Origin of the sequence: Acetobacterium wieringae, assembly GCF_001766835.1 — a bacterium.
GTDB lineage: Bacteria > Bacillota > Clostridia > Eubacteriales > Eubacteriaceae > Acetobacterium > Acetobacterium wieringae.
The window spans coordinates 165,824-186,104 of sequence record NZ_LKEU01000027.1; the positions used below are offsets into that span (position 1 = coordinate 165,824).

Consider the following 20,281-nt stretch of genomic DNA (forward strand, 5'->3'; position numbering starts at 1 on the left):
ATGAAATTTGGAATTAAAACTCTGGATGATTATCAGTTTTCGGGAAAAACAGTGCTTCTGCGGGTGGATATTAATCAGCCGGTAGACAAACAAAAAAATATCTTAAAAGATATTACGAGGATCAAAGCCTGTGTACCGACCATCCGGGAATTGTCGGATAAGGTCGCAAAGGTGGTGATTCTGGCCCATCAGGGCAGTGATATCGAATATGAAAACTTTTATACCACCGAACCTCATGAAAAAGTTTTAACCGAACTGCTTAATAAAGAAGTGAAATTTGTTGAGGATGTCTGCGGACCCACTGCCAGAACTGCGATTGCAGCTTTGAATGATGGCGAAATTCTGCTATTGGATAACGTCCGTTTTGTCTCGGAAGAACAGACCCTATTTGAAACGAATTTAAAGCTAAGCCACGAAGACCAGGCTAAAACCCTCTTGGTGAGAAAACTGGCACCTCTGGCTGATCTATATGTCTGTGATGCTTTTGCAGCTGCCCACCGGGATCAACCCTCCCTCTGCGGTTTTGAACAGGTTCTGCCATCAGCAATGGGAAGATTGTTTGAAGAGGAGTACAGTGTCCTGTCTGAAATTACCGAAAATCCGGGCAGACCATCGGTCTTTGTTTTAGGCGGAGCTAAAATATCGGATGCCTTTATCATGATGAACTCGGTGCTGGGAAAAGGAATCGCCGACACGGTTCTGGCCGGTGGTTTAGTGGGAAACATCATGTTACTGGCAAAAGGATATGACATCGGCGCAAGTTCCAAAGCCTTTATTGAAAAAAGAGGGTTTAATCAATACATTGAAGATGCCAAAGAACTGCTGGAAAAATATGGGGCAATGATTGAATTACCAACGGATTTAGCCTATCTGGATGACGGGGTCAGAAAAGAAGTGAAATTGTCTGATTTGCCGGTTGATGAAATGCTGGTGGATATTGGGCACGAATCAACCCAAAAATTTCAGGAGATCATCCTTGGCGCCAAAACAGTTTTCACCAACGGACCAATGGGGATTTTTGAAGAAGAAATCACCGAATACGGCACCAAAAGTGTCTGGGACGCCCTGGGAAAAACCGCAGCTTACACCGTTATCGGCGGCGGTGACAGCATTACTGCTACCAACAAATATGATTTAAGCGAAAAAATTGATTATATCTGCACTGGCGGTGGTGCCCTGATCCGGTTTTTAACCGGCGAAACCCTGCCGGTTGTTAAAGCATTGATGCATGGTTCAACGATAAAGGAAAAATAAAACGTACACCAGACACTAAGAAGGAAATTTAGAGAGGTTATTAAAATGGATTATGCACAGGAATCATTAAAACGGCATTATCAATGGAAAGGGAAACTGGAAGTTAATTCTAAGGTTTCCGTAAATAACAAGGAGGATCTGTCTCTGGCTTACACCCCGGGGGTAGCCCAACCTTGTCTTGAAATTCAAAAAGATATCAGCAAAAGTTATGAGTTGACGGGTCGTTGGAATACCGTTGCCGTCATCAGTGATGGAACCGCAGTGCTGGGTCTGGGTGATATTGGCCCGGAAGCAAGCATGCCAGTCATGGAAGGGAAATGCGTTTTATTCAAAGAATTTGGCGACGTGGATGCCATTCCGCTGTGCATTCGTTCCAAAGATGTGGATGAAATTGTTCAGGTGATCAGTCTTTTAGCTGGCAGTTTCGGTGGCGTGAATCTTGAAGACATTGCCGCGCCCCGCTGCTTTGAAATTGAGAAACGGCTCAAAGAAATCTGCGATATTCCCATTTTTCATGACGATCAGCATGGTACTGCAGTGGTCACTCTGGCAGCGGTGTTAAACGCTGCAAAACTAACCGGCAAGGATATTAAAACCATGAAAGTGGTCATGAATGGTGCTGGATCAGCGGGAATAGCCATTGCCAAGCTGCTTTTGCAGGTCGGTGTTTCTGACATCACCATGTGTGATCGGGTTGGTATCATTTATGACGGACAGGAAGGGTTGACACCGGACAAGCAGGAAATTGCAAAAGTGACTAACAAAGCGGGAACCAAAGGGCGCCTTGCCGATGCGATGAAGGATGCCGATGTGTTTATTGGGGTATCCGCACCGGGTACCGTCACCCCAGAAATGGTGCTGTCCATGAAAAAAGATCCGATACTATTTCCGATGGCCAATCCCATCCCGGAAATCATGCCGGATCTGGCCTTGAAAGCCGGAGCAGCGGTAGTTGGTACCGGTCGCAGTGATTTTGCCAACCAGATCAATAACGTTTTAGCCTTCCCGGGGATTTTTAGGGGAGCACTGGATGTCAGAGCCAGCGATATCAATGACGCTATGAAAATCGCCGCCGCTTACGCCATTGCCGGTTTAGTAACCGACAACGAACTCCGTTCTGATTTTATTATTCCCAATGCTTTTGATCCCCGCATTAAAGACGCAGTCGCCAAAGCGGTGGCAAAGGCGGCTAAGGGAAGCGGTGTCAGCCGCATCTAGGGGTTGGGATCAGTTATGAAAATAGATATAGCAATTGGAAAAGAAAAACAAACGGTTAATATTCCAGAAAAAAATCTGGCAGCAATCTTAACACCAAATCCTATCGAAGTGACAACAAAGGGTGAAGAGGCCGTCTGTGCGGCGCTTCAAAATCCCATTGGGACAGCCGCGTTAAAAGAGCTTATTAAACCAGGTGAAAAGGTTGTGATTATTACCAGCGATATTACCCGGCCATTGCCATCACATGTCGTATTACCGCCGATTCTTCATGAACTGAAAAAGAAGGGCATCCGGTGGGAAGACATAACCATTGTCTTCGCTCTGGGGAGTCACCGCAAACATAGCCCCGAAGAAATGAAAAAACTGGTGGGAGATTACATCTATTCAACCGTCCGTTGTGTGGATGGCGATCCAAAAGATTTTGTTAATATGGGAAAAACAAAGCATGGTACGCCAGTGGATGTGACCCGGATTGTAGCTGAAGCAGATCGCCGCATTTGCCTGGGTAATATAGAATACCATTATTTTGCCGGCTACAGTGGCGGGGCCAAAGCAATTATGCCTGGCGTTTCAACCCGGGCCGCCATTCAGAAGAATCACAGCTGTATGGTCGATCCATTGGCGGTGGCTGGAAAAATTGATGACAATCCGGTGCGACAGGATCTGGAAGAAGCAATTGAATATTGTCCCATTGACTTTATTGTCAACGTCATTCTTGATGAGAAAAAAAATGTTATCCATGCCGTGGCCGGACATTATATCGAAGCCCATCGGGAAGGCTGTAAATTTCTGGATCAATTGTACAGTAAGCCGATTGATGCCCTGGCAGATATTGTGATTGTTTCTCAGGGAGGCGCACCCAAGGATTTAAATCTTTATCAAACTCAGAAAGCCCTCGACAATGCTAAACATGCCGTCAGAGATGGCGGCATCATCATTCTGGTAGGGGCTTGTGAAGAGGGCTTTGGCGAAGGTGTCTTTGAAAAATGGCTGTTGGCAGCTGAGGATTCCCAATCTTTAATTGAACGGATCAAAAATGATTTTCAATTGGGGGGGCATAAAGCGGCAGCCATTGCGATGGTTCTGGAAAAGAGCGAGATCTTTTTTGTTTCAAAAATGAAACCGGAAGTGGTTGAATCCATCTTTATGCAGCCCTATATCACCGTTCAGGGGGCCTTAAAGGCCGCCTTTAACAAACTCGGACCCGATGCTAAAGTTTTGGTGATGCCGCATGGCGGCTCAACTCTACCAATTATAAAACAATAATATTAATTTCAAAGCATTGTTTGTTTATCAGCCGACTCCTTTCATGGAGGAGTCGGTTTTATGCGAAAGAGGTGATTAAGTGAAAAAAATAAAGGAAGGTGCTATCATTCTGGCAGCTGGCATGTCCTCGCGAATGGGTGACTTTAAACCGGTCCTTAAAATAGGCAATTTTTCAATCTTAGAGCGAATCATTTTAACCTTTCAGGACGCCGGGATCACAGAAATTATTGTGATTACCGGAAATAAGGCCAGAATTGTGGAAGAATTGGTTAAAGAACTGAACGTTACCTGTCTTCATAATCATGATTTTGCCACCACTCAAATGTTTGATTCGGTGAAAATCGGTTTGCGATACCTGGAACATCAGTGTGAACGCATTCTCATTACGCCCATCGATATTCCTTTGTTTACGAAAGAAACGGTGATGAAACTGACGGCTTCAAAAGGGGTGTTTGTGAATCCTGTGCATTGTGGTGTAAAAGGGCATCCCTTTATGATTGACACCCTGGTTTTGCCAGAAATATTAGTTTATACCGGAAACAAAGGCTTACTGGGCGCTGTTGAGAGCTGTAATTATGAACAGATCGAGGTTGAAGTCGAAGACGAAGGCATTTTGCTGGATGCGGATACCAAAGATGAATTTAAAAGCTTGTTGGATTTATATTATAAACGAAAATTAAAACCAAAAGTTCGAGTCAGCGTGGAAAAGGAAGCATCCTTTTTCGGTACCGGTACTGAACAATTGCTAACTCTAATCAAGATCGGCGAATCGGTTAAAAGCGCCTGTGGAAAAATGAATCTTTCTTATAGTAAGGGTTGGAAAATGATTAATCAGGTTGAAGAACAACTGGGTTTTGCGGTCGTTTATCGGAAGCGTGGGGGAATGAACGGCGGAAAAACGATCTTAACGGAAAAGGGAAGCGAATTTTTGGAAAAGTATCAGAGATTTGAAAAGGAATCTCAAAAGAGCGTTAATGAAATATTTGATCGTTATTTTTTTTAAAAACGAATTGTTTTTTGAAATAACTCGATCTTAGGAGTAAGGAAAAAGTTAAATATTTGATAAGGTTTTTTTAGGATGATCAATGTTTTGAAAAAGCGCAAAACGAGGAGGTATATAATATGAAAGCTGCAATATTCGGAGCCGGTCAGGGTGGAAATGCCCTAATAAATTTAATATCCAGTGATTATGAAATCGTTGCCTGTTTTGATAATAACCCTGACAAGTGGGGGTCAATTGTTTCGGGATTAAGCGTCAAGCCGCCGGATAAACTTCTGGATGATAACCCGGAGATTATTTGGACTGGCAGTTTAAACGCTGATGCGGCAATTGATATAGAGAATCAAATTAGAGGCCTGGGGTTTGGCGGAATCATTAAACATGCCAGTGATTTTAAGACAAAATATGATCTCCGACTGGCGGAGTTGCGGCTGATTGGCGATGAAATAAAAAAGCGTCGGGTCGCCGGAGCCATTGCTGAATTAGGCGTCTACCAGGGGAAATTTGCCCGGGAACTGAATCAGAATTTTCCGGATCGCAAACTCTATCTCTTTGATACCTTTGAAGGCTTTAAGCCGGAAGACATTGCCGGTGAAAGGGGATTGTCCAAAGCTAAAGTCGGTGATTTTTCTAATACCAGTGCAGCAGATATCATCAATCAAATGCCCTTTCCGGGGCAAGTTGTGATTATAAAAGGTCGATTCCCCGAAACTATTCCAGATCAGGAAATTCAATATGCCCTTGTCAGTATGGATGCTGATTTGTATGAACCCACTCGGCAAGGCCTTTCGTATTTTTATCCCCGGCTCAGTTCCGGTGGAGTAATGTTAATCCATGATTATAACAGTATGCAGTTTCCCGGGGTGAAAAAAGCGGTTGATGAGTATTTAAATGAGCAGAAGTTATTTTTAATTCCGCTCTGCGATTTTCATGGTACTGCCATGCTCATCAAAGCATAGATGTTGATTAAAGGACATGAGAAGCATATATCTAATTCGTCATTGCCAGCCAGCGTTTCCAAACGGGGTAAAATGTTGTCTTGGGAAACTTGATTTGTCATTGAGTGAAGAAGGGCGACTTGAGGCAAAAAAGTTGGCAGACTATTTTTCTAAGATCGCATTATCTATGATTATTACCAGCCCGCTGGCGAGGAGCCGGCAAACTGCCGAAATTATTTCAAATGGCAGATATCCTATTGTCTCTGTTGCTGAATTAGAGGAGATTGATACGGGATTGTGGGACGGATTGCCGTTTGATTTGATAAAACAAAAGTATCCAGATGATTATCAGCAGAGGGGAGAAAATTTGGCTAGAGTACCCTTTCCGAAGGGGGAATCGTATCATCAAGTTTTGATGCGGACAGAGCCGTGTATTGAGAAAATGATGAAAAAATACAATGGAAATTTGGCCATTGTTGGTCATGCCTGCGTCAATCAGGGATTGTTGAGCAAGTGGATGGGGTTGGATTTGGAGCAGGCGCTTGGGCTACACCAATCATATGGGAGCATTAGTCTGATTGAAATGGATGAACATTCTAAAAAAGTAAAGTATGTAGGAAAAAATTTAGAGGCAATTCCGGATCAAGATGAGTGCCAGGCTATTTTAGAAAGATTTCATGTCGGTGAGGACGTTAGAAATCACGGAAGATGTGTCTGCAAACTGGCATTGGAATGGACGGATCTTTTGATACAGAAAAATTATAATCTGAATCGTAACTTGATTGCTGCCGCAGCGCTGCTTCATGATATTGCCCGGGCTGAAAAAGAGCATGCACAAATTGGTGCAGATTGGATTAACAGAGAAGGTTACCCCCGTGTTGCGGAGGTGATTGAGTTTCATCATCTTCTTTCAAGTTATGATGAAGAGCGAATTACAGAAAAAACCATTGTCTATTTGGCAGATAAAAAGGTATCAGGGTGCCAACGGATCAGTATTGATGAACGGTTTAATAAAAGTAGAAAAAAATGTACTACTTTGGTAGGAAAAGTTAAACATCGTTTAGCTTATCTACAGGCAAAAAAAGTAGAGAGTCTATTAGAAGAAGCGATGGGTTATTAAAAGGAGAAGAACAATGCAATTAATTGAAACAACCAACGCTGTTGGCCATGTACTCTGTCAGGATATTACCCAGATCATTAAAGGAGTCACCAAGGATGCAGTATTTCGAAAAGGCCATATGGTTAGAGCAGAAGATATTCCGGTATTATTATCGGTCGGCAAAGAAAATCTCTATGTCTGGGAAAAAGAAGAGGGGATGCTTCATGAAAACGAAGCGGCTGAAATTCTTTATGACCTTTGTAAAGGCGAAAACATGCGGCCATCAGAAATCAAAGAAGGCAAAATCGAACTCATCGCTACCTGCGATGGGGTGCTTAAAATTGATTATGATAAAATGAATCGGGTGAATGCATTGGGCGAGATGATGATAGCCAGCCGACATGGAAATTTCCCGGTTAAAGCGGGAGATTTACTGGCGGGAACCCGGGTTATTCCGCTGGTGATTGCTGAAAGCAAAATGAATCGGGCTAAAGAAGTCTGTGGAGAAGGATCGATTTTTCAGATCCGGCAGTATGTCCATAAAAAAGTGGGGATTGTTACCACCGGCAGTGAAGTCTATAACGGTCGGATTAAAGATACCTTTACCCCGGTTATTGAAGAAAAGTTGGCTGAATTTGATGTCGAAATCATCGGGCATCAGATTACAGACGATAATCATGAGATGATTACCCAGTCCATTATGACGCTGCTAAACCAGGGAGCTGATATGATCATCTGTACCGGAGGAATGAGTGTCGATCCCGATGACCGTACTCCTCTGGCGATTAAAAATACTGGCGCAAAAATGATCACATATGGGGCCCCGGTGCTTCCCGGAGCGATGTTTTTATTGGCATATTACAAAGGCAACATCCCCATTGTGGGCCTTCCCGGGTGTGTGATGTATGCCAAACGGACCATCTTTGATCTGGTATTGCCGCGGATCATGACTGACGAACGGTTGCGAAAAGGAGATTTTACTGCTTTGGGGCAAGGTGGCCTTTGTCTTTCCTGTGACAGTTGTACATTCCCGAACTGTGGGTTTGGAAAAGGCGTTTAAAAAGGTTGTGGTTTTAAAAAATGCGAAAAATAAAGACAGATAAAGAGTAGGGGATAAGTTTTGAGTAATCTGTATGAACTAATTAAAAAAAGCGATGCTAACCAGAAATATCTGGTCGCAACTGTGGTGGAAGGTGAGCATTTGGGTGAAAAGGTATTTGTATCCCTGGATAAAATTGTTTATGAAACGGGAAAAAGCAGTTTTTTGAAACATCATATTAAAATAATATTAAAACAATTGGAAACAGGAGTTATTACTGTTGAAGGGAACCGGATTTTCTGCGAAATATTACAGCCGGATAAAAAGTTGGTGATCTGTGGGGCTGGTCATGTTTCCATTCCGATTATAAAAATAGGACTACTGGCTGATTTTTCGGTTAGCGTCATTGAAGATCGTTTTACCTTTGCAAATGATGCCCTTCGGGCTGGGGCAAAACAGGTGATCTGTGAACCCTTTGAACAGGGACTTAAAAAAATCGATGGGGATAAAAATACCTATTTTGTCATTGTCACCCGGGGACATCGTTATGATCAGATTTGTCTGGAAGAAATCATCAAAAAAGAGCATGCTTACATCGGCATGATCGGCAGCAAAGTCCGGGTAAAGAAAGTTAAGGATCAGTTGGCCGAAAAAGGTGTGGATATAAAAAAACTGGAAAGAGTACATACACCCATCGGTTTAAATATTCGCGCAGAAACTCCGGTTGAGATTGCGATATCCATTATGGCCGAAATTGTCCAGGAAAAGAATCTAAAAAAGCAAAGCAGCGGTTATTCCAAAAAAATACTTGAGAGATTAAATGCAATTGAAGAGTCAAGCGAAAGAAAAGTCATGGCGACGATTATCAGCCGGAAAGGTTCGGCCCCCCGGGAAGTGGGAACTAAGATGCTAATCTATCCGGATGGCCGAACCGTGGAAACCCTTGGTGGTGGTTGTGCTGAAGCAGACATAAAAATAAGAGCCTTGAGTATGCTAAGCAGTGAAAAAGAAAAATCAGAGCTGCAACAAGTTGATATGACGGGATGGCAGGCAGAAGAAGAAGGTATGGTTTGCGGGGGGATTATTGAAGTATTTCTGGAAAGCATCGGGTTATAATAGCTATTCCAGAAAAATGCGGATCAATAATGCGGTGACCATCGATAAAAAGAAAGTTGGATAAAATTATGCTGGATCAATATGGAAGAAAAATTGAATATATGCGGATCTCAGTGACTCAGAAATGTAATCTGAAGTGTATTTACTGTGATCCGGATGGTGAAAACTGCAAGGACAGCAAAGATGATAGTTTAACACCACGAGAATTTGAAAAGGTTGTCCGGTCCATGGTTGAGGCGGGGATTAAAAAAATCAGAGTTACTGGCGGCGAACCGCTGTTGAGACGGGATATCTGCGAAATTATTTACAGAATATCGGAGATCGATGGTATTGAAGACATTGGCATGACAACTAACGGTATTCAGCTCTTGAAAATGGCGGCTGATTTAAAAGCAGCTGGACTTCACCGTCTCAATATCAGCCTGGATTCCCTGAAGCCAGAGAAATTTAAATTCATTACCGGTGGCGGGGATCTGAAAAAAACCATGGCTGGAATTGATCGGGCTTTGTCGTTAGGGATGACGCCAGTAAAGATTAACACCGTTTTGATTAAGGGGATCAATGATGATGAAGTTGATGACCTCATCGAACTGACAAGGGATCGGCCGATTGAAGTCCGTTTTATTGAACTGATGCCGATGGGGAGTTTTGGCGAAGATAACCGGGATAAAATTATTCACAATGATGACTTAATTGCAACAAGACCCGGTCTTCAATATCTGGAACGAACCGATAAGGGTTCACCGGCGGTTTATTATCAGATGGCCGGTTACACCGGTAAAATCGGGTTTATTTCACCCATGACCCACCAATTTTGTTCCGACTGCAACCGCATTCGTCTGACTTCCGATGGAAAAATCCGGCCTTGTCTGGGAAATAACGGAGAAGTAGATATTCGGGAAGCCCTTGACCTTAAAGCTGATAATTTCAATCAAATTGTCAGACAGATTATTATGGATAAGCCAAAAGGACATCATTTCGGAGCAGATTTTACATCCTCACGAAGAATGAATATGATTGGCGGATGATTTAATGGAATCAAAAAATTAAATGTCATACATAACGAACGTAGGGAGAAATACGATGGAAATATTTCCGGATTTAGAACTGGTTCAGTGGCTTTGGGTTATTTTGGCGGCACTTTTAATTGGTGTATCAAAGACAGGCATCAGTGGTTTGCTTACATTGGTAATCCCGATATTAGCAGCTGTATTCGGCGGAAAAGCATCAACAGGAATCATCCTACCGATGCTGATTGTGGGAGATGTTTTTGCACTTTTTTATTATAAACATAATGCAAAACGAGAAGATATTCTTAAATTACTACCGTGGACTTTTATGGGACTGATATTCGGTTTAATCATTGGTGGGTATATCAATGATGAACAGTTCAAAAGCCTGATTGCACTTTCAGTGTTACTTTGTTTGTTTTTATTGATTTATTTCGAAAAAAAAGGCGATCAGTTGAAAATCCCCGACAAAACCTGGCTGCATGCTTCAGTGGGAATTCTTGCTGGGTTTACATCGATGATCGGAAATGCGGCCGGTCCCATTTTTAGTGTCTACCTACTGGCAAAAGGCGTGGATAAAGTAAATTTTCTGGGAATGACAGCATGGTTCTTTTTTATCGTTAACGTCACGAAACTTCCCATGCAAGTATTCATCTGGCATAATATTACGGTTCAGACCTTTTTGCTGACGGGGTTAATGATCCCCTTTATTGGCATCGGTGCGGTTTTTGGGGCTTTTATAATTAAACGAATCAATGAAAAAGCATTCCGGTATTTAATTATTGGGATGACAGCAATTGTCGCATTGAAGCTCTTTTTTTAATAGAAGTAATCCTCAAAAGTTAGACATCTGATCGTATAAAATGGTAATAAAGCTCAGTACTTCGACAATCACTTTCGGATGGCTGAGCTTATTTTACTGAGTGGTACAGATATAAAATTTCTCAATCTGGGTATGCATCAAATACTCATTTTTACACGACTGTAATTGTTTATAGTGCTCGGTTTGGGTATGTAAAGCCAAAGCTTTACTATCTTCCCAAATTTCTACAAGATATAATTGATCATCAGAATTAAGTGGATAAAAATAGTCGTATCTGATATTTCCAGATTCCTGCTTTGACTGTTCAACAACGCCAAGTTGAGTTAATGTCTTAATAAACTCGGTTCTTTTTCCCGGTTTTGTAGTATAGGTTACATTTAGTAGTAGGTTTTCTTTCGTTTTCATTTTTACCTCCATTGTTGAAAAATTTAATAAAAAGGCAACCTTGAAATACGGTTGCAGGTCTAATTGAAAAAGATTATACAGTGTTTGATTCAATAGGGATAGTTAGAACGAGAACTTTTCGGGTTAAGTATACCTTTTTATAATAAAGAACGCAAGCAATTAAACGATAATCGATTAAAAAAACCAGAAGTTCTATGCTACTCATGAGCACGATACTTCTGGTTTTATCAAGTTAGGAGATGAGAAAGATGCAAGGCTTAGTATTTAATAAAGCTGCTTCCGGGAACGCCACAAATGGCGCATTTATCAGGTACGGCTTTTTCAATATTACCGCAGAGGGGGCAGAGGTAGTAGAAAACTTCTTCGCTCTGATCGAGGTTTTCCAGGGCTTCCTGATAGAGTCGGGCATGAACCGCTTCAGCTTTCATGGCAAAGGTAAAGGTTTTAATGGCATCCTGATTACCTTCAGCTTCCGCTGTTTTTAGAAAATCCGGATACATCTCTGTAAACTCGTGGGTTTCGCCAGCCACGGCGTCTTTTAAGTTTTCAGCAGTGGTATGGATCTTTCCGGCGACTTCAAAATGTTTTAAGGCATGCAGGGTTTCAGCATCGGCGGCAGCTTTAAATAATTTAGCCGCATTGATTTTTCCATCAGCTTCAGCTTTCTTTGAGTATGCGGTGTACTTTCTGTTTGCCTGGGACTCTCCGGCAAACGCCTCCATGAGATTATTAAGTGTTTTTGATTCTGACATTTGTTTTCCTCCATATTAATATTTTAGTTAGGTAGTATAATTGATCAAGATTCTGGAAAGTTAGGGGTGCAATCCAGAAGAAAATTAGATCAACTTATAAAATAATAATTACTAAACAGTAATGAATATAAATAAGATAGCATAGAATAATCAGAGTGTCAATAAGATATGCAAAAAAAGCATAAAAAAACCGAGGTGATGGCCTCGGTATCGATTATTATTGGTCGCAGTCGTTTGTCGTAATTTCCTCATAGATCATCTGCATTTCCTCATCCAGTCGGGTAATTGATTCGGCACAGTATTTCAGCCGTTCCCGGAGGCCTTCGGAGATATCGCTATGTCCTTTATATTTGAGCTGATGCTCAAGACTGGCCCAGAAATCCATGGCAATGGTGCGGATTTGGATTTCCACCGGAACGGATTCGGTTCGCTCGGCCAGAAAGATGGGCACCAGTACAATCAGATGAAGGCTGCGGTAACCATTTTTTTTTGGCTCATTGATATAATCATTTTTACGGATCAGGGTAATGTCATCATGGCGCAGCAACAGGTTGGCAATCCGATCGATGTCGTGTAAATAGTTGCAGATAACACGAACGCCAGCAATATCCGTCAGGTTTTTACGGATGTTTTCAGCGGTGATTTCCAGCCCTTTTTTCTGCATCTTTCCGGCGATGCTCTGGGGAGATTTAAGTCGGTACTCCATATGATGGATCGGGTTATGGTCATATCTGGCCTGGAACTCTTCATCCAAAATTTCCAGCTTGGTTTTTATTTCTTTGATGGCAGCCCGGTAAATCTGCTGCTGTAGGAGAAACTCCTTTAAACTACCATTCATGTCCAGGTCTTCAGAAAAGGGGAGTTCAGTCGAATTAATCTGCATGATTGTATTTCACTTTTATCAGTTAAGAGTAGAAAGTGCCTTTCTATAGTTAATCGTGGATATGGTAAAGAGTGAATCGCAAAACGTGGTAATCTCAATAGAGGCTACAACTAATTATTTTAACGCTAAAAGCTTAGATGCAATTTAAGCTTTAACCGATTAAAAAAGTTTTTAAATAATAGAGTGGAGAGAAAGTGGGGCAGATGAAAACGATGAAGTTGGAAGGTTTGTTTAAAGATAAGCGGGTATAATAACAAATAGAAGAAAATTAGGTAATTGCGAAATAAAATCCAAGATGGAAGAAAGAGTTGCAAGTACCTGAAAATTAAGAAAGGATGTGATAATATGGGGTTTTTTAGCTGGATTATCCTTGGTGGTTTAGCCGGTTGGCTGGCCAGCATGCTGACAAAAAACAATGAAAAAATGGGACTCATTAAAAATATTGTCGTTGGAATACTGGGCGCCATGATTGGTGGTTTTGTATTTGGCTTTTTCGGAACCACGGGAGTAACCGGATTTAATCTTTGGAGTATTTTTGTTGCCTCAGTGGGAGCAGTAATTCTCCTTGTGATTATTAATTTGTTCACAAAATAAAATGGTTTAACTTGATGTTTTACGTGGTCGGAAAAGAGATGCGGTTTATCTCTTTTCCGACCTTTTTGTGTTTGGCTAAAATCGCATCAAAATCGGGAAGGCTTTTGAAACAAAGTGTTAAAATTCAGAACCCAATCACAGAACAATCACTTTAGGACGATAGAATGCTGATAAGAACATAAAGGAGGTCAGCATTATGAAAGCTGTTGTGATTATTCCGGCTCTGAATCCGGACGAAAAATTGATCACCTTAGTTGAAAAACTAAAACACTATGACTTAACAACAATTATTATAAATGATGGCAGTGCCCCCGGGTATGAAATCATCTTTGATATTCTAAGAGAAAAGCTTGACTGTGTGGTTCGAGTTCACAGCAAAAATATGGGTAAAGGCGTCGCATTAAAAACGGGGATGGCCTATGCCGCCAATATTTATCCCGATGCGCCGGGCTATGTAACGGTGGATGCCGATGGACAGCATGCACCGGAGGACATCTTAAACGTAGCCAGGATGCTGGAAGAAAACCCGGCCAGCCTGATTCTGGGAACCCGGGATTTCAATAATGTAAAAACTCCCTTTAAAAGCAAGTGGGGTAACCGCATCACATCGCTGGCTTATTTATTGAGTACCGGAGAGCGGTGTCCGGATACTCAAACCGGACTGCGGGGAATTCCGATGAGTTGGACAAAAGAGTTACTAAAGATTCCCGGTGACCGCTATGAGTATGAAATGAATGTGCTACTGGAAGCTGGTAAAAGCCGAATTCCCTTTGTGGAAGTCCCGATTGAGACCATTTATTTGAATGAAAACAAAGCATCTCATTTTCATGCGATTAAAGATTCAGCCCGGATCTACCTGAATATTCTAAAATTCAGTTTATCATCTTTTGTCTCGGCGATTGTGGATAACTCGGTCTTTACGCTACTGATGCAAATTGCCTTTGGAGCGACCTCACTGGGAATCCTGGAGGCAACCATTATCGCCCGGGTGATGTCCGGCGGGGTCAACTATCTGCTTAATAAGCACTGGGTTTTTCAAAATACCGATCGGGAAGGGAAGGCGGCATTGCAGTACGCCATTTTATTTATCAGTCAGATGCTGTTAAGCTGGTTCTTTGTCTCCAGTTTAAGCAGTTTACCGATTCACCTGACGGTGTTAAAAATATGCGTTGACACGGGATTATTTATCGGCAGTTACCTGATTCAGAAAAATTTTATTTTCGGGGAATCGAGGAAGGAGTATCGTCTTAAATGATCAAGTTCTTTTCAAAACCGTATCGTTGGGCAGGGATATTTTCGCTCCTGCTGGTGGGGTTGTTTACCTTTGTGCTAATGGATACTTTTGTGCTTCAGAAATCAATGGTGATTGTGGCATCAGAAACAAGTGCCGAAACGTCCACAGCGGCAGAAACCGAACCGGTGATTACCGCAACATCTTATAGTGATGAAAATATCCAGATTAGCATTGAAACCATTTTGAAATATGATTCGACCATTTATGTGGCGGATATTCAGGTTTCGGATGCGGCCTATCTGAAAACAGCCTTTGCCAATAATACCTATGGGCGAAATGTCAAGGCCAAAACGTCTGATATCGCCGCTGCTCAAAATGCGATCTTTGCCATCAATGGTGACTATTATGGCTTCCGGGACGACGGCTATGTTTTGCGTAATGGCATTATCTATCGGGATAGTGCCAGTGAGAATGAGGCCTTGGTGATTGATCAGAATGGCAATTTTTCGATTGCCGATGAAAGTGACGTCAGCATGGCATCATTAAGTGAGAATTGGCAGGTGCTATCATTTGGGCCAGCCCTGGTTGAAAATGGTGACATCATGGTTGATAGTAGCAGCGAAGTGGGGCAAGCCAAGGAAAGCAATCCCCGTACGGCCATCGGACAGATTTCAGCGGGACATTATCTGGTGATCGTTTCGGATGGCCGGACGGATGAGAGCGAAGGGCTTTCACTACTTCAGTTGGCCCAGGAATTTAAAGAACGAGGCTGCACCATTGCCTATAATCTGGATGGCGGCGGATCATCTACCATGGTTTTTAATGGCGAAGTGGTCAATAATCCCACTGATGGCCGCAGTATTGCAGAACGGGAGGTCAGTGATATTGTTTATTTCGGGTATTAAATTACAAAACAATTCTAAAAAGCTTGGAAAAACCATTGCTGTTTATTTGCTGATGACGGTTTTGACCATTGCCGTTAATCTGATCTACGGTTTGTTTGGACACGGGGTTCATTCAGCGGCCATGACCGGAATTTTCTTATACCCGTTATTGGGTGGGGCGTTGGGGTATTTGCTGATTGATCGCACCATGGCCTTCATTACCCGGTTTGTCGTTTATCGCATTGGTTATAACAGCTACAATTCGGGGCTTGCCGCTCTGACGGTGGGAAGTTTTCTTAAAGGGATTCTGGAAATTGCGGGTACGAATTCCCCATATCTGATAATTTTTTTCTTCCTGGGTTGGGTAGCGGTTGGCATCGGATTGATGGTATTTGGCTTTCTGGCAGTGACCAACCAGCGGTTGTTAAAGACTGAAAAAAGAATGAAAAAAACTGAAGAGACGGTCATTCGTGAATAAGGTGAATCCGTTTAGAATAATAATTGCAGCATCAGAAAAAGCAAGTGAGAGCGCTTTTTGAAAGCTCACTTGCTTTTTTGGTATGCGGACAAGAGTTTGCTTGATACTCGATAAACAGGGGAAAAGCGGTTATCGATCATAAAGCAGGTCGCTGCTCAACTGAATGTGGGGGTTGTTTGGAGCGACTGTTTTTAATCTCATACAATTTTTTGTCGGCCTCAATGATGACCTTTTCCAGGATCACCTCATGATGCATCTGGTATAATCCAAAACTGGCACTGATACGGATCAGGGTATCATTATATTTTATTTCGATGGTTTCAAGGACATGCTTTAATCGGGCGATCAGGATCGAAGCTTCAACATAATTGGTATTGGACATCAGCAAAACAAATTCATCACCACCATAGCGACCAAACAGATCGAAGGCCCGAATGCTTTCATTGATGGTTTTAGCTACCGTTTTTAAAACCAGATCCCCAGCATGGTGGCCAAAAGTATCATTGATCGTCTTAAAGTGATCAATATCGATCATGGCAACACAAAGATCAGCATCAAATCGTTTGGCTTTGGAAAATTCAACATTGGCCAATTGTTCAAAATACTGGCGATTGTAGATTCGGGTCAGACCGTCACGCTGTGCCAGATCCCGCAGCTTCTGGCCTTCCACCTTATCGGTCACGTCCATGCAGCTACCAATATAGCCGGCAAATTCATGGTCACCGATATAGTAGGGAACGCCCCGGTCATTGATCCAGCGATAAACACCATCCTGGCGTTTAAGCCGGTATTCCATTTCAAAGGATTCTTGTTTGGCAAAGGCTTCCAAATATACTTTCAGGCACATGTCAAAATCTTCGGGGTGAATACCTTCGGCCCAGCCATTTCCCATTTCCTGAGTCACTGTCCGGCCGGTAAATTTCAACCAGGTGGTGTTAAAATAATTACACAATGTATCGGTTCCAGCCCGCCAGATCATATTGGGTGAGGACTCAACAATGATCCGGTACTGGTCATTATCCAGTTTCATGGAAATACCTCCAGAAAAATTAAATATTAACAGTTTAGAGTTAATACTTATTATAGCCTGAGACGGGTATCTTTGCAGTAAAATTTTAATAAGTTAATTTATTTATTTTTGCCACCGGGAAAGTAATTTCAAAGGGATCAACCTTAATAATTACCAGGGGCTTAAAGTGAGACAGATCAGGAAATACATTTTCGTTAATGCTTAAATCGGTCATTGTTGCAAATCGACCAGTCCCTTTCCCGGAAAAGGTCGTCTGGAAGGCCTTCCCGTCCAAATGCTGAATCAATGGAAAAGGGAGCAGTCGGGTACTGACCGGAAATGGAACTGAGCCGGTTTTGAAGCTGGCCGTAAAAATCGGCGAGGATTCGTCTTTATTCCCGTTTGTTACGGTCACTTTTTCGATTTTGTCTGATTGCGGTTCAAAACGGAATTGAGCCAGTTCTTTGGGAATCCCCCAGTTGATTCGGCCATTATCCACCGAAGCCTGGGATGACACATAAATTTTGCTGATGGTATGCTTCTTTTCATGGCCATACTGATATTTGCCGGGGATGACCAACAGTTCTCCGTAGGGACCGCAGTTGGAGGTTTGATAATTTACCAGCATCACACTGCCAAAACCGGGGATGGCCTTATTGGCGAGAAACTCCGGCGCTTGTATATTGGCAAAGTTGGTTCCAAAACGATAGAGAAGAATATAGCCATAGCCCTGCAATTTCCAGGGGGCGGGATAATTAATCATGAGTAGACCTCCAGTTAGAAAGTTTTTGTGCTTCCTGCTTTTTGATCAGTGGGTGAACCAGGCTGAGTGGTTTAATCAGCTGGAATGTTTTTGATGGATAAATGTGAGCCTTGTTTTTTTCGAGTCCAGAGATATACTGTTTTGCCACGGCCTCGGGAGTCTGTGTGGGAAAAAGCTCGGGATTGTCATTCTTAAAAAATGCCGTTCTGGTAGCGATCGGGTGGATCAGCGAAATCACCTGATGGTTGGGAAGTTCATACCGGGCGGCTTCGAAAAACCCCTGAAGACTGTGTTTGGTGGCCGAGTACAGGGCATAACCGGGAAGTGGTAAAAAACTCATGGCACTGGCGGTCACGGCAAACTGAAAAGGCTGGTCGCCCTTTGTTTTTTTGAGTTTCTGAAAAGCATAGATGGGCGAAGTGACATTGGTGTCAAAAATGGTTTTTATATGATCCCAGTCAGCCTGTTCAGCGCTTTCATAATAAGAAAAACCGGCATTGGCAATAAATACATCAATCCCACCGAGAGTGGTTTCGGCTTTGGCAAATACCGAATCGACCCCGGATGGAGTCGAAATATCGGCTTGGATATATGTAATGGTAGAAAAGTCCGGTGTAAAAGCTTGGCGACCTACAGCCAAAACCCGGGCGCCTTTCTGATGGAGCAGTGGTTGCAAGGCTAGTCCAATGCCCGACGATGCCCCGGTTAAAACAATCCGTTTATCGTTTAAATTCATCAGTTATCATTTCCTTTCTGCGATGGTTCTTCAAGGCTTAGCAATTCTTCAAGCTGGAACATCATTGACAAAATTGAATGGGTCCGCTCGGAACCAAGATTTTTGCTGGCTTTTTCAATGACCTGATAGTGAAAATCATCAATTTCTGCAAGCACTGCTTTTCCTTTGGCGGTAATCTGAAGTGACTTGATTCGTCGATCGGACTCTTTTTCAAACCGTAACAGCAACTCTTTTTTGACCAGTCCATCGACCAGTCGGGTGGACTGGAAGGGTTTGATACCCAGTAGCTCGGTGGCATGGCCCATACTGAAGTCTTTATTGTTGTTCAAGAGCTGTTTTAGCAGCAGCATTTCCTGCCAGGAAATTGAAAATTTTGCCAGCTCCATTTGTTCAAATTTATAGATAGCTTGTAAAAATGCAAAAAGCGCATCATTGACCTGTTGTTTGTCCATCATTCACCTCGTTTATTTGCGATATGCAAACAGTTTAACATAATTATTTGCGCATTGCAAATAAAATAATCAAACAAAGCATATTCAGTACTTTTTAGATTTATTTTCTTTAAGATTTGTGGTATTCTTTTACCAGCGTCACCGGATCAGAAATTAATAACAGAGAAAGATGTGAGCGTAAATGAAGATACTGAGATTTTTACTGATTTTTGTGCCAATAAGTATTGTGGGAGAATTCATGCATTTTTCACCCACTGTGATGTTTATTTTGTCAGCTTTGGCAATTATCCCCCTGGCGGGCATCATGGGTGAGGCAACCGAAGAAATTTCTTTTTATTCAGGACCACGTGTCGGCGGCTTTCTCAATGCCACCTTTGGCAATGCCACCGAACTGATCATCGCCTTTTTTGCCATGCAGGCCGGCTTGTTTGACGTGGTCAAAGCATCCATTGCCGGTTCGGTGATTGGTAATATTCTACTGGTGCTGGGGGCCAGTATGCTGATGGGAGGGATTAAGTTTAAATCCCAAACCTTTAACAAGCAATCCATTGAGGTGTCATCCAGTATGCTCTTGTTTGCGGTCATTGGTTTAACCGTTCCGGCGATTTTTACCCATACCGTGGCCGCTGATCTCCTCAATACCCGTTATGAGGGTCTCAGCATTACGGTAGCGATAATCATGTTTGCCATCTATCTGATGAGTTTGTATTTTTCTTTTTACACCCATAAAGATATTTATGCGGCGATACCAGAGGAGGAAGCTACGCCCAAGTGGTCGCTTAATAAGGCGATTGCTGTTTTAATTGGCGCAACGGTCCTGATTGGGGTTGAGAGTGAGATGTTTGTGGGAGCAGTTGAACCGATGACCGAAGCCATTGGCCTCAGTGAGTTTTTCGTAGGGATTATTCTGGTGCCGATTATCGGCAATGCGGCTGAACACAGCACCGCGATTGTGATGGCTTATAAAAATAAAATGGATGTAGCGATGGAGATCGCCATTGGATCCAGTCTCCAGATGATTCTTTTTGTTACGCCAGTGCTGATTTTTTTGAGTCTGCTGTTTACGCCGATGAGCATCATTTTTAACGAGTTTGAACTGGTGGCCCTGGTATTGTCGGTACTGATTGCCAATCGGGTGGCCAGTGACGGCGAATCCAACTGGCTGGAAGGGGTTCAGCTACTGGCAGTCTACCTGATCATGGCAGTGTCATTTTTTATTTTATAATCAAGAGAATTGAGAATATTGAGACCTCAAAACAGATATGTTAACGACTATCTGTTTTTTTATACCGAAAAAGGTTGATAAACTCAACTTGTTGGGGTAAGAA

General features: G+C 42.5%; 22 protein-coding genes. 15 read left to right on the forward strand and 7 right to left on the reverse strand.

Translation table 11 applies throughout. The features are described from left to right. The 10 genes from ACWI_RS07625 to ACWI_RS07670 all read left to right on the forward strand — a co-directional run bounded on the left by ACWI_RS07625 (position 1) and on the right by ACWI_RS07670 (position 10,763). Positions 1-1,254 carry a phosphoglycerate kinase gene (locus ACWI_RS07625; protein ID WP_070370837.1) on the forward strand — a complete coding sequence of 418 codons (1,254 nt, stop codon included), beginning with the start codon at positions 1-3 and terminating at the stop codon, positions 1,252-1,254. 45 nt (positions 1,255-1,299) lie between these two features. Further along, on the forward strand, positions 1,300-2,472 hold the full coding sequence (locus ACWI_RS07630) for an NAD(P)-dependent malic enzyme (protein ID WP_070370838.1): 1,173 nt from the start codon (positions 1,300-1,302) through the stop codon (positions 2,470-2,472). Positions 2,473-2,487: 15 nt separating this feature from the next. Then, positions 2,488-3,738: a nickel-dependent malate racemase, LarAH6 family gene (gene larAH6, locus ACWI_RS07635; RefSeq protein WP_070370839.1), complete on the forward strand. Its 1,251-nt coding sequence runs from the start codon at positions 2,488-2,490 to the stop codon at positions 3,736-3,738. A 79-nt stretch (positions 3,739-3,817) separates the two neighbouring features. Further along, on the forward strand, positions 3,818-4,741 hold the full coding sequence (locus ACWI_RS07640) for an NTP transferase domain-containing protein (RefSeq protein WP_084633564.1): 924 nt from the start codon (positions 3,818-3,820) through the stop codon (positions 4,739-4,741). Between the two features lie 119 nt (positions 4,742-4,860). Then, on the forward strand, positions 4,861-5,697 hold the full coding sequence (locus tag ACWI_RS07645) for a TylF/MycF/NovP-related O-methyltransferase (RefSeq protein WP_070370840.1): 837 nt from the start codon (positions 4,861-4,863) through the stop codon (positions 5,695-5,697). A 16-nt stretch (positions 5,698-5,713) separates the two neighbouring features. Next, positions 5,714-6,796 carry a histidine phosphatase family protein gene (locus ACWI_RS07650; RefSeq protein ID WP_084633565.1) on the forward strand — a complete coding sequence of 361 codons (1,083 nt, stop codon included), beginning with the start codon at positions 5,714-5,716 and terminating at the stop codon, positions 6,794-6,796. Positions 6,797-6,809: 13 nt separating this feature from the next. Then, positions 6,810-7,835 (forward strand): molybdopterin-binding protein, encoded by a 1,026-nt coding sequence (locus tag ACWI_RS07655; RefSeq protein WP_070370842.1) that lies wholly within the window; start codon positions 6,810-6,812, stop codon positions 7,833-7,835. Positions 7,836-7,895: 60 nt separating this feature from the next. Beyond that, complete coding sequence (locus ACWI_RS07660) at positions 7,896-8,930, forward strand: XdhC family protein (RefSeq protein ID WP_070370843.1); 1,035 nt, start codon at positions 7,896-7,898, stop codon at positions 8,928-8,930. Positions 8,931-8,998: 68 nt separating this feature from the next. After that, positions 8,999-9,958 carry a GTP 3',8-cyclase MoaA gene (gene moaA / locus ACWI_RS07665; protein WP_070370844.1) on the forward strand — a complete coding sequence of 320 codons (960 nt, stop codon included), beginning with the start codon at positions 8,999-9,001 and terminating at the stop codon, positions 9,956-9,958. A 55-nt stretch (positions 9,959-10,013) separates the two neighbouring features. Continuing rightward, positions 10,014-10,763, forward strand: coding sequence for a sulfite exporter TauE/SafE family protein (locus tag ACWI_RS07670; protein WP_070370845.1), 750 nt, complete (start codon positions 10,014-10,016; stop codon positions 10,761-10,763). Positions 10,764-10,856: 93 nt separating this feature from the next. On the opposite strand, the gene ACWI_RS07675 is transcribed toward ACWI_RS07670, so the two are convergent. The 3 genes from ACWI_RS07675 to ACWI_RS07685 all read right to left on the reverse strand — a co-directional run bounded on the left by ACWI_RS07675 (position 10,857) and on the right by ACWI_RS07685 (position 12,803). Beyond that, on the reverse strand, positions 10,857-11,168 hold the full coding sequence (locus ACWI_RS07675) for a putative quinol monooxygenase (protein ID WP_070370846.1): 312 nt from the start codon (positions 11,166-11,168) through the stop codon (positions 10,857-10,859). 257 nt (positions 11,169-11,425) lie between these two features. Beyond that, positions 11,426-11,920, reverse strand: coding sequence for a rubrerythrin family protein (locus ACWI_RS07680; protein ID WP_070370847.1), 495 nt, complete (start codon positions 11,918-11,920; stop codon positions 11,426-11,428). A gap of 217 nt (positions 11,921-12,137) precedes the next feature. Beyond that, positions 12,138-12,803 carry a GTP pyrophosphokinase gene (locus ACWI_RS07685; RefSeq protein ID WP_070370848.1) on the reverse strand — a complete coding sequence of 222 codons (666 nt, stop codon included), beginning with the start codon at positions 12,801-12,803 and terminating at the stop codon, positions 12,138-12,140. A 345-nt stretch (positions 12,804-13,148) separates the two neighbouring features. Between ACWI_RS07685 and ACWI_RS07690 the strand changes: the two genes are divergently transcribed. The 4 genes from ACWI_RS07690 (at position 13,149) to ACWI_RS07705 (ending at position 15,993) form a co-directional block, all read left to right on the forward strand. Further along, positions 13,149-13,397, forward strand: a complete 249-nt coding sequence (locus ACWI_RS07690) for a GlsB/YeaQ/YmgE family stress response membrane protein (RefSeq protein WP_070370849.1) — start codon at positions 13,149-13,151, stop codon at positions 13,395-13,397. A 196-nt stretch (positions 13,398-13,593) separates the two neighbouring features. After that, positions 13,594-14,652: a bifunctional glycosyltransferase family 2/GtrA family protein gene (locus ACWI_RS07695; RefSeq protein ID WP_070370850.1), complete on the forward strand. Its 1,059-nt coding sequence runs from the start codon at positions 13,594-13,596 to the stop codon at positions 14,650-14,652. Then, the gene (locus ACWI_RS07700) at positions 14,649-15,536 is read left to right on the forward strand and encodes a phosphodiester glycosidase family protein (RefSeq protein WP_070370851.1); all 888 of its coding nucleotides are present in this window, start codon (positions 14,649-14,651) and stop codon (positions 15,534-15,536) included. The genes ACWI_RS07695 and ACWI_RS07700 overlap by 4 nt, the downstream gene beginning before the upstream one ends. After that, positions 15,511-15,993 (forward strand): hypothetical protein, encoded by a 483-nt coding sequence (locus tag ACWI_RS07705; protein ID WP_139142336.1) that lies wholly within the window; start codon positions 15,511-15,513, stop codon positions 15,991-15,993. The genes ACWI_RS07700 and ACWI_RS07705 overlap by 26 nt, the downstream gene beginning before the upstream one ends. Positions 15,994-16,129: 136 nt before the next feature. On the opposite strand, the gene ACWI_RS07710 is transcribed toward ACWI_RS07705, so the two are convergent. From ACWI_RS07710 to ACWI_RS07725, 4 genes are all read right to left on the reverse strand, one after another. Beyond that, a complete protein-coding gene (locus ACWI_RS07710) occupies positions 16,130-17,023 on the reverse strand; it encodes a sensor domain-containing diguanylate cyclase (RefSeq protein ID WP_070370853.1) in 894 nt (297 codons plus the stop codon). An 85-nt stretch (positions 17,024-17,108) separates the two neighbouring features. After that, positions 17,109-17,765 carry an acetoacetate decarboxylase family protein gene (locus ACWI_RS07715; RefSeq protein WP_070370854.1) on the reverse strand — a complete coding sequence of 219 codons (657 nt, stop codon included), beginning with the start codon at positions 17,763-17,765 and terminating at the stop codon, positions 17,109-17,111. Beyond that, positions 17,758-18,501, reverse strand: a complete 744-nt coding sequence (locus ACWI_RS07720; RefSeq protein WP_070370855.1) for an SDR family NAD(P)-dependent oxidoreductase — start codon at positions 18,499-18,501, stop codon at positions 17,758-17,760. Before ACWI_RS07720 ends, ACWI_RS07715 begins: the two co-directional genes overlap by 8 nt. Then, a complete protein-coding gene (locus ACWI_RS07725) occupies positions 18,501-18,956 on the reverse strand; it encodes a MarR family winged helix-turn-helix transcriptional regulator (RefSeq protein ID WP_139142337.1) in 456 nt (151 codons plus the stop codon). Before ACWI_RS07725 ends, ACWI_RS07720 begins: the two co-directional genes overlap by 1 nt. Positions 18,957-19,134: 178 nt before the next feature. Between ACWI_RS07725 and cax the strand changes: the two genes are divergently transcribed. Next, positions 19,135-20,178, forward strand: coding sequence for a calcium/proton exchanger (cax, locus tag ACWI_RS07730; RefSeq protein WP_070370857.1), 1,044 nt, complete (start codon positions 19,135-19,137; stop codon positions 20,176-20,178). The last annotated feature ends 103 nt before the right edge of the window (positions 20,179-20,281 follow it).